The sequence below is a fragment of the Asticcacaulis benevestitus DSM 16100 = ATCC BAA-896 genome, assembly GCF_000376105.1.
GTDB classification, from domain to species: Bacteria; Pseudomonadota; Alphaproteobacteria; order Caulobacterales; family Caulobacteraceae; genus Asticcacaulis; species Asticcacaulis benevestitus.
In genome coordinates, this window is record NZ_AQWM01000005.1 from 193196 (window position 1) to 208465 (window position 15270).

Here is a 15270-nt window from a genome sequence, read left to right on the forward strand (position 1 = left end):
TAAGAAACCCCACCACCACGCTCGAAGACGGGCGCGGTGGTGGGTATCTTCTTTAATACTTGAACGTCAGGTCGAGCAGGTAGCGCTTGCCGTAAAGGTCATAGCGGCCCAGACGGTCCTCGACATTGTCGTTATAGGTACGCAGCGGCGTATCGAGCAGGTTGTTGGCCTGGAAACGCACCTGGATCACCGGGTTGATCTGGTAGCTGACGCTGAAATCCATGGTGGTTTCGGGGCGCACGCGGATGAGTTGCGCATCGTTCCAGCCATAGATGGCGGTGTAGGTCGAGTGATACTTGGTGCCGAGGCGGGCATCGATGCCGTGATCGGAATACCAGAAATCGACCGCCGCGGTATCACGCGCCAAGCCGTTCATCGGCAGGTCGTTCGACATTTCTTTCAAATCGGAATCGACATAGGCATAGTTGGAATAGATGCCGAAGTGATCGAGACCGATAAAGCCGAACGAGCTCTGGAAGGTCAGTTCCACGCCGTCTATGCTGCCGCCCTTATCGGCATTCACCGGCGACACCAGGGTATACGGATTGCCGTTGATCGTTTCCTGACGCGTGGCGTAGCCGATGAAGTTACTGACCTCCTTGTGGTAGGCGCTGATAGCGAACAGGGCGTCCTTATTGAAGTAGTTCTCGTAAGAGATATCGATCTGATTGGCTTCAAACGGCTTCAGATACGGATTGCCCGCCGAACCGGTATAGGGCGCGGTCGAAGACAGGCTGCGCGTGATGATCATGTCATTGAGCGGCGGACGCGAGATCACCTTGGCGGCCGAGACTTTCAGGAACTGGCCGTTGCCGAAATCGAAGCGCGCGGTGGCCGAGGGCAACACCTTGGAATAGCTGGTGCCGCCGGTAACCGGCGTGGTCACCATGGCCTGCACCCAATTGCCCGGCGTGGCCTCATACCAGTTGCCGGCGATGGTGGAAGATCCGGCGGAATCGGTTTCGACGTCGATGACGCGAAGGCCGATATTGCCGTCCACCGCGATGCCGGCGATGGTGGTGGCGTAGGTGCCCTCGATATAGGCTTCCTTGACCTTTTCCTCGACCGTATCGGTGATCGGGGTCGTCTTCGGATCAATATCAAACGTCGTGCCGTAGAGGTGCGTGGCCAGGGCGCCGAAATCACCGGTCAGGACGGTCGGGATGTTGAAGTTCTTGAACTGATAGGATGTCAGCAGATAATCCGGCAGGGCGCCGATGATCGGCGTCACCTTGCCGTCAAGCTGGCCCAGCGCCTTGGTGCGATCCGAAACGCGCGCACCAAACAGCAGGCCGGTGAAGAGGCCGCTTTCGAAATGGCGTTCGGCGTCCAGATGCAGGCTCTTCAGTTCGTCGGTGACGGCGCCGAGCGTGGTCTGGCCGGTTTGCGCCGTCTGTGTGTTGCTTTCCGGCGACGAAGAAACGGTGATGACCGGCTTGCCGCGGAAATCATAGGTCATCAGGCTCGGCCAGTAGGCGAACTCATTCGCGGCCCACAGGTTATAGCGCTGCGCCTTGGAATAGGAAGCATCGGCTGAGAGCGTCCAGTGCTCCAGCGACCACTTGGCGTTCAGGCCCTGCACGATGAGGCTCTTGTCCTCGGTGTAGCGCGCCACGACGGATTTATCACCGGCCCAGGCGACCGAGGCCGAGACCACATCACCGTTGTCGTTGATGACCGGCGCATGGCCGGAAGCCGTCGCGCCATCGACGTAGTTTGACAGGTTGCCGCCGTCCCAGTTGCCCCAGGCACCATCGCCATACCAGGCCTGATCCTGCAATTCGTTGATCTTGATATCGGAGTAGAGCAGGTCATAGCTGAGCAGGAAATTATCAGCCGGCTTGAACTGCAGGCCAAGCGAGGCGCCGATACGCGATTCCTTCAGGCGCTTGGCCTCGGCCTGCGCGCCCCACGGCGTGTTGTACTTGGTGGCGTCACCAGCAATGACCGCGCCAGTGTTGGCGCCGGCATTGTAGCCCCAGCCCTGCACCGACTCGTAGCCATTTTTCTGGACCTGCGAGGTCAGGCCGAGCACGGCGGCGAAGCGGTCGGAAAAGCGGTGCACGAACGAGGCAGAGGCGCGATAGCCCTGACCATCATAGTTGGGAAATTCCGAACCGCCGTCATAATACACCGGGCCGGCGCGCAGCACGACACCGGGGCCCTTGTAATCGAGGGGGCGGATGGTTTGCAGATCGACCGTGCCGGAAATGCCGCCGGAGATCAGCCTGGCTTCCGACGACTTGTAGACCGAAGCGCCGGAGACGACTTCGGAGGGATAGACTTCCCAGCGCACATTACGGTCGGGTTCGGACGACGCCACTTCGCGGCCATTGACCGTGCCCAGAACCATGCGCGCGCCCAGACCACGGATCGAGGCCTGGCTGTCATTGCCGCGATCACGCGACGCCATGACACCCGGCAGGCGGTTGAGAGTTTCGGCGATGGTGACATCCGGTAAAGCGCCGATGTCCTTCGAGGACACAGCTTCGACGATGCCGGTGTTGCGGCGCTTGACGTCGAGCGCATCGCGCATCGACTTGCGCATCCCCACAACGACAACTTCCTGCGGATCGGCTTCGGGCGCTCCGGCCATGGCGTCGGACGCGCTCGCATTGGCAGCACTGGCGCGCACGATCACAGCGGAGGTGCCGTCATTGGTCTTGATGGTGAGGCCGGTATTGGCCACCAGTTGTTTGAGGGCTGCATCGCTCGTCAGACTGCCGGAAACAGCATTGGTGCGCACGCCCTGCAGATCCTGCGCAGTGGCCAGCACCTGCAAACCCGATTGTTTGACAAAGGCCGGGATAGCGGTCGCGGCGTCCTGCGCCGGGATATTATAGACTTGCGTTTGGGCCGCAGCGGGCTGAGCGATCATGACGACCGCCGCGACCGAGCCCATAAGGGCGGCACGAAGTCCGTTATTCCAATGTGACATGTGATGTTCCCTGAATCTTATATGTATCGCATCTTGGTGGTGAGGCGCTTTGCGCGCCTTCTGATAACAAGATGTGCGGCCCGTATTTTTCCGCCGCAATTATAGTATAAATTTTACAGGGCGGTCGCGTTTGTGCCAATTATGATACGGTCGTCCTGGATGGAGACCGGCACATTGAGCGCCGCATGGACGGCGCGGGCAAAGGTTTCCGGCTGATCAACCTGAAAACCACCCACCAGTTGCGAGGCGCCGAGCGCCGGATCGGCCAGCACGATCTGGCGGGCATTGTAGCGGTTGAACTCCGCCACGGCATCGCTCAGGGGTTCGGAATTGAGAATGATTTCGCGCTCACGCCAGGCCAGCCGGCGCTCGACCTCATCGGGACGGAAATTGACGGCGACGACCTCCGGCTTTTCGGTCACAAAGGCCTCGTGGCCGGCGGTCAGGCTGACGCGGCCGTCCTTGTCGTTGACATTCCAGGCCTCGACCGTGCCCTCGGTCACCAGCACATCGACACCCTCCTTGCGGCGGCGAACGCTGAACGCCGTGCCGACGGCGCGCACGCGGATATCGCCGGCCGACACCACGAACGGCACGTCCGGATTCTTCGCCACCTGAAACCACGCCTCGCCCTTGACCAGCGCGACATGACGCAGGCGCTCGCTCATATCGACGTCGATCTGGCTGTCGGTATTGACGGCGGCGATCGAGCGGTCCTTGAGCGGCACCTTGCGTAGTTCGCCAAGCCCGGTGGCGAAACTCAGACGATGGCTCAGCACATAACCGACACCGCCCGCGCCGGCCACCGAGGCCGCCATGGCGCCGCCCAGCACATAACGCCGATTGACCGCCGCACGATGCGCCTTCACCTTCTCTTCAAGCGCCCGGCGCGAATGTAGCGTATCGCCATGCGTCATCACCTGCGCGCGATCGAGCATCATCCAGGCCGCCTCAGCCCGCAGGTAAGCCCCCTGATGGCGCGGATCGGCGTCATGCCAGGCCTCGAACTCGGCCCGCACCCTGTCGTCACAATCACCATTCAGACGCGCCACCCATTGTGCCGCCTCATCATTAATCGGCAGCATAAAGCACTCCGAACTCGGGCGGCTTAGGCCGGCGAACCGGCACATCGGGCACCACCGCCTCAGCCATGTGGCGCAGGATCAGCACAAGCCCCTTGGCGGTTTCCTTCTCAACGATGTTCTCGCTGATGCGCAGCGCTTTCGCCGTTTCGGCCTGCGACAGGCCATGCACCTTGCGCAGTTCGAACACCTGCCGGCAGCGCTCCGGCAAGTCACCGATCAGGGCCAGCACGCGTGTCAGCTCGGCGCGCGACGAGGCGGCGCTTTCGGGGCTTGGCCCCAGATCGGCCACCCCCAGTTCATCGAGGTTCTGTACGGTCATGATCGACACGATCTTGCTCTTGCGCACCTGCTCCAGCAGGACATTGCGCGCCGAACGGAAGAGATAGGCGCGCGGGTCTTCGATATGGTCAACGCGCTCCAGTCGCAGCAACCGGCAATAGACGTCCTGGACAATATCATCGAGCTCATGCGCTTTCACACCCAGCCTTAACAGCCAATGGCGCAAATCGGACTCATGCGGCAGGATCTGCGTGCCGACAAAAGCCAGAAGGGCCTTGCGGGCGTCTCCGGTTTTAACGGTCATAGCCTGACCGCCTTATCTGTGATGTTTGGCATCCTGTCGCCGCTCCCCATGTTTGTTCTTATTCCGGGCGTGCACTTTCCCGCACGCACCGGCTTTTGACGATTTATAACACAGGGAAACACTTCCGCCAGCCAATTGTACTATAATATATGTTTCAAACTAGCTGTGTGGCGCCTCTAACACAACCGGCCCACCGGTTTTTGGCACCGTCACATCAAAGGCTTCGGCAGCATCGAGCGCCTCTTTCGTGGTCGCCGTACCGACAACGACATGACTTTCCGGCCGCAGCCAGGCTTTGTAAACGAAACGATCAGCATACTTGCGCATGGTCACCGCCACGCCGCCGGTGAAATCAGCGGTGAGATATTGCGCGGTCTGGCCGTGATCGGCCACGCTGAAGGTCATCTCGACCGGCCAGACATAGCTGGCTTTCGGCCATTCGAGCGCCGGCAGCGCCTGCCCCTTGAAATCGAAGAAGGCGGCATTTTCCCAGTTCGAGCCCTGCGACCAGCGCGTGCTGCACTTGGTTGAGACCCACGCCGGCTCCCAATAGACGACACCGCTGCCGCCATTATCGAGCGTCAGTTGCATCAGGTCGTGCATGTAGCTGAGCTGGCCCTGCGGCGTCACCGGATAACCCGGCAGGGCCGAGTCCGAACCGAGCAGATTGCCGGCCTGATCGCCGAAATCGTCGGTGAAGGGATAGGCGGTTTCGACCACCACAACGTCCTTGCCGAAGGCGGCGCGGCTGCGGCGGATCGTATCGGCCAGACCCTCGACACCCAGCTTCGACCACTTGCGATAATAGCTGATGCCGATGATGTCGTAATCGGTGACGCCGGCTGCGGTGGCCGCCGCAAACCACGCCTCGACGTTTTCCGGCTGGGCGATATGGATCATGATGTTTGGTTTTATAGAACTGTCAGCAGAAGCATCGCGCACCGCCTTGATACCGGCGTTGAACAGCCGGGCATTGCGCGCCCAGTTGATCGGCAGCTTGGCGCCTTCGAGCGAACTGACGATCTCGTGGTTGGTCTCATTCCCCACCTGCACCATATCGGGCATCAGGCCTCTGGCTTTCAGCGCGTTCAGGGTATCGAGCGTATAGCGATACAGCGCCGCTACCTGCTGATCCTCGGTCATGCCGGCCCAGGCGGCCGGTGCAAGCTGCTTGTCGCCGTCGGCCCAGTCGTCGGAATAGTGAAAATCGAGCAAGGTTTTCTGGCCATTGGCTTTCGCGGCCTTAAGCGTGATCTCGACGTCTTTCAGATCGGAATAGTGCGTCCATTTGGCGTCGTTCCACAGCCGGACGCGGACGAGATTATGCCCTGACTGCGCGAAGATGGCGTAGGCGTCCTGGTGTTTGCCCTGATAGCTGTAGGTCGCGTCACACGCTTTCATTTCGTTGACATAGGACAGGTCAGCGCCGAACCAGTAGTCGCGCGCCGAAACGGACGTTCCGGCGGTGAGTATGGCCAGCGCGGGGATAAGACAAAGGAGATGTGGTTTCATATCAGCTAAGATGCATGGGCGGGCTTTTTCCGCCACACACTTTAACCTTAAACCTATCCCCAGCTTTCGGTGAAGCCCTTGCGACGGGCCGCCACCACCGGTTCGCGCGGCACATCGATATGCGCCTTGGGCCGTCCCAGATGGAAGCCCTGGCCGTAGCCGATGCCCATATCGCTGCACAACTTGGCCATATCCTCATCCTCTATCATCTCGGCGATAACGTCGGACTTGAGTTCGCGACACAGGTTACTGACCGAGCGTATCAAGGCGCGCTGGCGCGGATTGTCGCGCGCATCCTTGAGGAAAGGTCCGTCGATCTTGACGAAATCGACGTCGAAATTGCGCAGATAATTATAGGTGGCGGCACCGGCGCCGAAGTCATCGAGGCAGACCTTGAAACCGCCGCGCCGCAGCCAGCGCAGGAAGGTGCCGGCCGCCTGCAGATCGTCAATGCTGTTAGACTCGCTCAGCTCAAACATCAGACGGCGGCTGATATCCTTATGCGGCGCCACAAGCTGACGCAGGTTTTCGCGGAAGGCCTCGTTCTGTATCGACAGACCGGAAAGGTTGACGGCGATGGTGATATCCTGTCGCTCGTCGAGCTTGTCGATCGCCTTGCGCACAACGGCCAGGTCGAAATCCTGCACAAGACCCAGTTGCTCACTCAGGCGAATGGTATCGAACGGCGCGCGGCCGTCGGTGAAGCGCAGCAGGGCTTCGTAATGGTGCGTGGTGCGATCGGCCAGACTGACCACCGGCTGATAAAACAGGGCATAGGTGTTGCTGTCGATCAGGTTGCGGATCGAATCGAAGTGCTTGACCGTCTCGGCCATGGCTGTTTTCAAACCCTGCGCCAGCGAACTGATCGGGCTGCGTTCCGGCTTGCAGAAGTCGGTCAGCACATATTGCAGCGCCTTGGCGATGCTCTCCTGATCGAGATTACCGGTGGAAAGCTCCAGATTCATCACGGTCGGCGCCAGACTGTTTTCGGCCAGACCGACGGCTACAGCCGCGGCCTGAATTTCCTTCGACAGGGCCTCCGGACTGGCCGCCTCACCCTTGCCGGACGGTATGTAACTAAAGGCCTCGTCCGACAACTGCGCCGCGGCCGTGCCGTTCATCGACTGCGACCGCAGAACCGAACTGATCTCGCCCAACAGCATGTCGGCCTGGGCGGCGGGCAACTGACGCATGGCGTGCGACAGACCGGTGACGCGTACCAGCTTCAGTTCGCGCGGTGCGGTTTCGCCCTTGATGCCGATTTTCTTCTTGGCGAAGGCGGAATAGCCCTCGAGATTGAGAAGACCGCTGATCGCGCTGCGGTCCGTGGCATTGACCATGACGCCGTCAGACAGCACGGTCAGGCTGATAAAGGTATGACCCTTGCCGCTGCCGAGATAGCAGGCGCCCATATTGACCAGCAGCGCCGGTCCCTGATCCTGATTCAGGCTGAGGCTGCACGGTTCGATGCGCCCCACCATCCGCGCCTTGGTCAGCAGACGTCGGGCAAAGGCACGATCGGCCAGGGTGAAGATTTCACAGACATCACGCGCCACCACGTCCTGCGCCAGACCGCTCAACAAGGCCTGCGTGGCGCCGATAGTCTTGACGATACAGAAATCAGAATCAACTTCGATCAGAAGATCGGCCGCGGCCAGTGAAAAAGCAATATAGCGATCGCGTTGCGTTTTGAGGTCTTCACTCATACCTGGCCCTGCATCTTCGACCGTACTTCTGACAGGTCTGTTTTGGCAACCTAGCGCCAAAGTCTTAAAATTGGCCTTATCAACAGGTTATCTCGTTAGCTCAAACAGCGATGCCGCCCATGCCAGGATGAAACGCATCCTGGAATGACTTAAATTTCCAGCTTCATGTCGGCGAGCAGGGCGCGGAGATATTCGCGGTTGATATAGTGCTCATCGACCGGCGGGTGTTTGGGCGCCACGGTCGGCGCATAGGCCGGCGGGCGCGCAGCCGGCGCAATATCCTCGACGCGCTGACGGGTCAGGGTGCTCATGCGCGGCGCGGCCTTAACATCAGGAGCTGTAACCGGCGCTTCTACCCAGTCCATCGGTATCTCGAACCAGACATTCGTGCCTTCGCCCAGGTGCGACACCACGCCGATATAACCGCCCAGCAGGTCGATAATAGCCTGAGCAATCGACAGCCCCATGCCCTTGTGTCCGGCCTTGAAAAGCCCTTTCACGTGCGCTTCGTCCATACCCGTACCGGTATCGCGCACACTGACATGCAAGTGGGTATCGACCATGAGGGTGACCGGGTTTTCCGCCTGCACCTGACTGGCGGTGACGCTGATCACCCCGCCTTCGGTATGACGACAGGCATTGTCGAGCAGATGGTGCAACACCTGCTGGACGCGCATGACATCGAAGCGCGCCCGCGTGCGGTCAAAATCGACGAAATGCGCGCTGAGCCGCGTCTGCAGGGCTTGCGCCGTCGCCGCGAAATCATCGACCGATTCCTTGATGATCTCGGCAACATCGACTGCCTCGTCATCCACGGACTGCGCATCCAGCAAACCTTCGAGCGCATGCGCCGAAACGAGCAGGTCGCGCGCATAGGTGGCAATATCGGGATGCGTGCCGCCCTGGCTATCAAGCTTGCGCGCAAAGCTCACAATGTCTTTTAGCGGCGCCCGCAGATCCTCGGTGACCTCGTTCAGAAAAGCTTCCTGAGTGGGCAACTCCGGTGTGATGTCGCGCACCACGGCGCACAGGCGGGCCGCCTGGCCATCAGCATTATAATCGACGCCGCCCTTGATGCGCATCAGCCGCAGCGCCTTGTCGGTGGCGCGCACAATGCGCACCTCGACATCAAAATCCTCATCGCTGTTGACGGCGCGCTGGAAGCTGTCGATCAGCAGGCCGCTGTCTTCCGGACGATAGATATCAAGCTGGCTGGCGACATCCGGTGCATAGCTTTCCGGAGAAAGACCGAACAGGGTGTAGAGCCCCTTCGACCAGGTGACCGCGCGGCTTTCCAGATCGATCTTCCAATAGCCCAGCCCGGTCATGTCGGCCGCCGTGTCCATGCGGGCCTGCTGAGACTGCAGCTCATCCAGCATGCCATCGCGCGCCTCTGCCCCCTTGGCGAGCGCGATCAGGGTGGCGACAACGTGGGCGAACTGTTCCAGCAGCACCAGTTTGCGGTCGTCGAAATCGAGACCGGCCTGCGGAGCGCACAGGCCAAGCACACCCATGACCCGGCCCTCATAGACCAGCGGCATATCGACATAGAAGCGCAGGTTCGGCGATCGCAGAACGGCGCTTTCAAGGAAGAAACGCGAGTCGTGCGTAGCGTCCTCCACCAGCAGGCTGACGCCGGGGATAAGCTTGCGTTCGGTAAAGGCGAAGTGGTCGAGGGCATCGACATCGGGAAAGCCGTGCACCGCCAGAGTGACCAGCCCATCGCCCTCAGAGACCTTCAAAAAGGCCAGCGGCAGACCGAACAGAGCCGAGGTCAAAGCGCAGACCGCTGCCCCGATGTCAGTATAGGCGGGATCAGTCCGCGCATTCGCATGGGGCATGTACGCAGAGTTTGCGGGTGATCGGGACATGGCTAACCTCAGGTGTGAACCGGACGTTAACCACAAAAGTTTACACATTGGTAAACAAGGTTAAGACTGGGGGTAAACAAGGTTAAGACTGGGGGGCAACAAAGTTAAGACGCCTTGTCAGCCTCCCGGCCGTAATAGGTCATAAAGACATCGATGGCGAGGTCGATCTGGCGATGCAGTTGCGCCTCGGTCGGGTGGCTTTTCAGGTTCATCAGGCGCTTGAAATGGCAATCACCAAAGATCAGCGTCTTCAGCACCATGGTCGCTTCCAGAACATTGGGCGCGTCGATCTGTCCCTTGTCATGCGCCGCCTGCAACAGCCCCGTCAGATTGGAACGGCCCTGGCTCTGGATGACATTATGAAACATCTCGGCCAATTGCGGATTGCGGTAGCTTTCCTCGATGACGAGTTGGAAGGTGCGGATCGCTTCATCGGACATGACGGCCGTCAGCAGTTCACGTCCCATAAGACTTAAGGACGCGCGCAGGTCGTCCGATCCGGTATGCGCCAGAATGAGATCGGCCATCTGCCCGCACTGTTCGCGGATAATCGCCTCGAACAGGTCTTCCTTGCTGTTGAAATAGGCATAGAGTGTCGCCTTCGAGCCGCCGAGACGGGCTGAAATCATCGACATGCTGGCGCCGGCATAGCCAACCTCGTAAAAAACACTGCGTGCGACCGAAATAATGCGCTCACGGCGCTCATCACGGAAGTTCTTGATTGGCATTTCCATAAAAAATTGTACCATACCGTACAGTTCGTACTTGACTTGAGTCGGACTATAGCGCAGAGAAAACAAACTGTACAGTACGGTTCACCTTTTTGTGTTTCAGGACCTCCCCCTATGCACGCCCCTGCCTATAAAATATCGCCGCTTTCGCTGAGAAAAGCGGCCAGCCTTAGCGCCCTCGCGGCCTCGGCGCTTCTCCTCGCCAATTGCGCCTCGGTGCCTGAGTCCCGCACCATCCAGCCGCTGGAAGCTGCCAATGTGGCCGCCTCGCAAAGCCTGACCTCGCAAGCTGGCGAATGGCCAGTGCAGGCCTGGTGGCAAGGTTTCAACGATCCGCAGCTCAACGCCCTGATCGAAGAAGCCTTCACCAATGCCCCCGACATCCAGACCGCCGATGCGCGCCTGATGAAGGCGGTGGCCTCCAGCGAACAGATCAGCGAGGCGCTGAAGCCCAGCCTGTCGTTCAACGGCTCGGTCTCCGAAACGCAGCAGAGCCTGAACATGGGTTATCCGGCGGCCTTCCGTGATTTCCTGCCTAAGGGCTATCATCCCCTGACCCGCGCCACCATCGGCGCCAACTATGATCTCGGCCTGTGGGGCAAGGCGAAAGCCGCTCGCAAGGGCGCCTTTGCGCAAGGCAAGGCCGCCGAGGTCGAAAGCATCGCCGCGCGGCAGGATATCGCCGTCGCCGTGGCCCGCGCTTATGTCGAACTGGACCGTTTGTACCAACAGCGCGATGACCTCGCCGCCGTCAAGGCCAACAGCGACTCCCGCCTGCAACTGATGCAGGCCCGCGCCACGCACAATCTGGAACCGAAGGACTCGGTGCTGAATAATGCCGACGAGCAGACCCGTCTCGCTGCCCGCCTCTCCGGCGCCGAAGCCGCCATCAAGCTGCAAAACAACCTGATCGCCGCCCTCGTTGGCACCGGTCCGGATCGCGGCCTGACGATCCAGCGCCCGCATCTTGCGCCCGTCACCTTCGCTACCTTGCCTGCCGACGCCAGTCTTAATCTGCTCGGCCGTCGCCCGGATGTCGAGGCTGCCCGCCTTCTGGTCGAGGCTCAGAGCCAGAATATCAAATATACTAAGGCCGACTTCTACCCCGATGTGAAGTTCAATGCGAGCTGGGGCATCCAGGCGCTCGACTGGAACGGCCTGACCCGTCATGACTCGATCCTCGGCGATATCGGCCCGGCCATCAGCCTGCCGCTGTTTGCCCAGGGCCGTCTGCGTGCCCAGTATCGCGGGGCCGAAGCCGATTACAATCTGGCGGTTGCCAACTACAACAAGACACTCGTCACCGCCCTGCGTCAGGTTTCCGACGCGGCGATCACCACCCAATCGACCGCCGAGCAGATCACCGAGGCGCAGACCCGTGTCGACAGCGCCAAGGAGGCCTACAATCTGGTCAATCTGCGCGTCCAGCGCAACCTGTCCAGTAAGCTCGACCTCATCGACGCCCAGGTCAAGCTGACCTCGGCCGAGCTTGACCTCTCGGACCTGACCGCCCAGGCCTATAACAATCGCATCAGCCTCATCGCCGCTCTCGGCGGTGGCTTCCAATCGCACTAAGCACACGAAGTTAGCATCATGTCCGATCAAAACAATTCCGATACGGCCCCTGTTCCCGGCGCCAGCGCCGCATCCGCACCCGTCACCTCGAGCAAACGCGGCCCCATGTTCGCCATCTTCGGCGGTGTCATCGTTGTGGCCGGTCTGGCCTTCGGCGCTTACAGCCTGATCGAAGGCGGCAAGACGGTCGAAACCGACAACGCCTATGTCGAAGCCACCTCGGCCGCTGTCACCGCCCAGACCGCCGCCACGGTCAAGACCTCGAACATCCATGAAACCCAGGTCGTCAAGGCCGGCGACATACTCGTTGTGCTCGATGACACCGACGCCAAACTGGCACTTGCCGCAGCTCAGGCCCAGCTTGATCAGGCCAGGCGTCAGGTCGGCACCTATTACGAAAACGACGCCACCCTGAAGGCCCAGGCCGACGCCAGCGCCTCACAGGTCAACAGCGCCCAGGCCGCTTACGATAACGCGCTCAAGGCCTATAATGACCGTAAGACCCTGGTCGGCATCGGCGCCGTGTCCGGTGAAGATCTGCAAAACGCCAAGACCACGCTCGATCAGGCCCAGGCCGCGCTCGCCACGGCACGCGCTCAGGCCGCCGCTGCGGTCGGTCAACGCGCCTCCAACACCGCCCTGATCTCCGGCGTCGGCGTCGGCGAAAATCCGCAGGTCGTCAGCGCCCGCGTCAGGGTCGAACAGGCCCAGCTTGATCTCGACCGCACCGTCATCCGCGCCCCGATCTCCGGCGTCATTTCGCGCAACACGGTCGAGGTCGGCCAGCGCGTTCAGGTCAGCCAGACGCTCATGAGCATCGTGCCGATCACCGACGCCTATGTGAACGCCAACTTCAAGGAAGTGCAACTTGAGAAGGTCCGTATCGGCCAGCCGGTTCTGCTGACGGCCGACACCTACGGCGGCAGCGTCAAGTTCCACGGCAAGGTGGCCGGCCTTTCGGGCGGCACCGGTTCGTCCATGGCCATCATCCCGGCCCAGAACGCCACCGGCAACTGGATCAAGGTGGTTCAGCGCCTGCCCGTTCGCATCTCGCTCGACCCGACAGAACTGAAGCAGCACCCGCTTCGCGTCGGCATGAGCATGAAGGCCAAGATCAGCGTTAGAGACTAAGCCTTAAGAGCCCCACCGCACCCCGGCTTACCGGGGAGGTGTAAAACATGACGCCCTGTACCTCCCCACCTCTGGCGGGGAGGGGGACCACGCCCGCGAGGGCATGGTGGTGGGGTTTCTTGCTTAAAGTTACGCGAACCAAAACCCTATTTTTGGAAAGTTGCGCCCTATGTCCAGCGCCGCCACCGCCGACACAACCTATAAAGAGCCCGTACCGCTGACCGGCATCACGCTGTGGCTGTGCGGCATCCTGCTGGCCATGGCCAATTTCGTCGCCATTCTCGATGTTTCCATCGCCAACGTTTCGGTGCCCAATATCGCCGGCGCGCTCGGCGTCTCGACCTCGCAAGGCACCTGGGTCATCACGTCCTACGCCGTCGCCGAAGCCATCGCCGTGCCGCTGACCGGCTGGCTGGCCATGCGGTTCGGCACCGTACGCGTTTTTTCGGTCTCCCTGATCGGCTTCGGTATCGCCTCCTTGCTGTGCGGCATTTCGCCGACGCTTGAAACCCTTGTCGCCGCCCGCATCGTGCAGGGCTTCTGCGGCGGTCCGCTCATGCCGCTGTCGCAGACCCTTCTGCTGACCATCTTCCCGAAGAAGCTGCAACCGGCCGCCATGGGCATCTGGGCCATCACCACTCTCGTCGCCCCTGTTGCTGGTCCGATGCTCGGCGGCACCCTGTGCGATAATTTCGGCTGGGGCTCGATCTTCCTTGTTAACGTGCCCGTCGCCATTGGCGCCGGCTTCCTTGTCTGGCGCGTGCTGTTCAGCCAGGAAACCAAGACGGTCAAGGCGCGCGTCGATACAGTGGGCCTCGGCCTGCTGGTCCTGTGGGTTGGCGCCCTGCAACTGATGCTCGACCTCGGCAAGGAAAGAGACTGGTTTGAGTCGCCCTTCATCATCGGTCTGGCCCTGACAGCCCTGCTTGGCTTCATCGCCTTCCTGATCTGGGAACTGACCGATGCCAACCCGATCGTTGACCTGCGCGTTTTCCGGCACAGGGGCTTCTCCATCGCCATGGTCTGTATGGCGCTTATGATCGGTTCCTTCTTCGCCATCAATGTCATCGGGCCGCTATGGCTGCAGAATAATCTCGGCTGGACAGCGACCTGGGCCGGTAACGCCACCGGCATGGTGGGGGTGCTCGCCATCTTCGCCGCCCCCATTGCCGCACAGTTGGCCGTCAAGGTCGATCCGCGCCGCCTGATCTTCTTAGGAGTAGGCTGGCTGGCCATCATCACCTTCATGCGCGGCATGGCCACCATGGATATGAGCTTCGGTCAGATCGCTTTCCTGATCTTCCTGACCGGTGTCGGCATGCCCTTCTTCTTCATGCCGCTGATCCAGATTTCGATGGGGTCCGTGAACCCGGAAGAGACCGCCAACGCAGCCGGTCTGCAGAACTTCATCCGCACCATGGCCGGTGCCGTCGCCACGTCCTTCGTCGCCACCATCTGGGAAAACAATGCCACCAAGAATCATGAGGGCATTGTCGACAGCATGAAGGGGATTCAGCGCACGATCGACCAGCTTATGCAGGGCGGGATGTCACACACGGCCGCCGTAGCCACCATCGATCGGATGGTCAGTGGTCAGGCCCTGATGATCTCGACCAATGGGGTGTTCATGGGCGCCGCCTGCCTGTTCGCCGCGTGCGCCCTGATCGTCTGGATCATTCCGCGCCCCAAAGGACCGGTCGATACATCAAACGTGCACTGATTGTTGCACGACAAGCTTTCGAGGCTCGCTTCCCCCGGTGGAGCCTCGAAATAGCGGAGAGGCTCGTGACCCCTCGCGGCCTCTCCGCGCCTTTTTACCTCTAGACAATAGTCATCTGTCGAATGCGCCGGTTTCAATAAAGTGCAGCACCTGACGGTGAACGACGGGAGCGCTTGGCATGAAGCTATGGGTGACCGACAGCACAAGGTGGTCTGTCACGCCCTGCCATTGAGTACGCTCGACAGCAACCCGGCCATCGTGTGCGCCCCGGATAAACACCATGCCAGACAGATAGGGCCAGCCAATGGTGCCGGCGATAACACCTAGAGCATTTTGCGACCTGTTTGACTCTTGGGGTTTCCAAAAGACTCGAATAGTGATTCAAGCTGGAGGCCGCGGAGGAGGCGGCTTTCATGAG

Annotated in this window: 11 protein-coding genes; 4 read left to right on the forward strand and 7 right to left on the reverse strand. The window is 60.6% G+C overall.

Features of this window, described 5'->3' with window-relative positions:
- Positions 1 to 52: 52 nt before the first annotated feature.
- From B060_RS0109310 to B060_RS0109340, 7 genes are all read right to left on the reverse strand, one after another.
- Entirely contained in the window at positions 53 to 2938 is a 2886-nt protein-coding gene (locus B060_RS0109310) for a TonB-dependent receptor (RefSeq protein ID WP_018081509.1), read from the reverse strand.
- Positions 2939 to 3051: 113 nt separating this feature from the next.
- The gene (locus tag B060_RS0109315) at positions 3052 to 4023 is read right to left on the reverse strand and encodes a FecR family protein (RefSeq protein ID WP_018081510.1); all 972 of its coding nucleotides are present in this window, start codon (positions 4021 to 4023) and stop codon (positions 3052 to 3054) included.
- A complete protein-coding gene (locus tag B060_RS0109320) occupies positions 4010 to 4606 on the reverse strand; it encodes an RNA polymerase sigma factor (protein ID WP_018081511.1) in 597 nt (198 codons plus the stop codon). The genes B060_RS0109315 and B060_RS0109320 overlap by 14 nt, the downstream gene beginning before the upstream one ends.
- Positions 4607 to 4765: 159 nt before the next feature.
- Positions 4766 to 6118 (reverse strand): glycoside hydrolase family 53 protein, encoded by a 1353-nt coding sequence (locus tag B060_RS24160; RefSeq protein ID WP_018081512.1) that lies wholly within the window; start codon positions 6116 to 6118, stop codon positions 4766 to 4768.
- Positions 6119 to 6171: 53 nt separating this feature from the next.
- Positions 6172 to 7824: an EAL domain-containing protein gene (locus B060_RS0109330; protein ID WP_018081513.1), complete on the reverse strand. Its 1653-nt coding sequence runs from the start codon at positions 7822 to 7824 to the stop codon at positions 6172 to 6174.
- 149 nt (positions 7825 to 7973) lie between these two features.
- A complete protein-coding gene (locus B060_RS24165) occupies positions 7974 to 9665 on the reverse strand; it encodes a GAF domain-containing sensor histidine kinase (RefSeq protein WP_018081514.1) in 1692 nt (563 codons plus the stop codon).
- A 134-nt stretch (positions 9666 to 9799) separates the two neighbouring features.
- Entirely contained in the window at positions 9800 to 10429 is a 630-nt protein-coding gene (locus tag B060_RS0109340; protein WP_155847560.1) for a TetR/AcrR family transcriptional regulator, read from the reverse strand.
- A 111-nt stretch (positions 10430 to 10540) separates the two neighbouring features.
- Between B060_RS0109340 and B060_RS0109345 the strand changes: the two genes are divergently transcribed.
- The 4 genes from B060_RS0109345 to B060_RS27150 all read left to right on the forward strand — a co-directional run bounded on the left by B060_RS0109345 (position 10541) and on the right by B060_RS27150 (position 15179).
- Positions 10541 to 12001: an efflux transporter outer membrane subunit gene (locus B060_RS0109345; protein WP_018081516.1), complete on the forward strand. Its 1461-nt coding sequence runs from the start codon at positions 10541 to 10543 to the stop codon at positions 11999 to 12001.
- 18 nt (positions 12002 to 12019) lie between these two features.
- The gene (locus B060_RS0109350) at positions 12020 to 13132 is read left to right on the forward strand and encodes an HlyD family secretion protein (protein WP_018081517.1); all 1113 of its coding nucleotides are present in this window, start codon (positions 12020 to 12022) and stop codon (positions 13130 to 13132) included.
- A gap of 169 nt (positions 13133 to 13301) precedes the next feature.
- On the forward strand, positions 13302 to 14852 hold the full coding sequence (locus B060_RS0109355) for a DHA2 family efflux MFS transporter permease subunit (protein WP_018081518.1): 1551 nt from the start codon (positions 13302 to 13304) through the stop codon (positions 14850 to 14852).
- 186 nt (positions 14853 to 15038) lie between these two features.
- On the forward strand, positions 15039 to 15179 hold the full coding sequence (locus B060_RS27150) for a hypothetical protein (protein WP_157405627.1): 141 nt from the start codon (positions 15039 to 15041) through the stop codon (positions 15177 to 15179).
- The last annotated feature ends 91 nt before the right edge of the window (positions 15180 to 15270 follow it).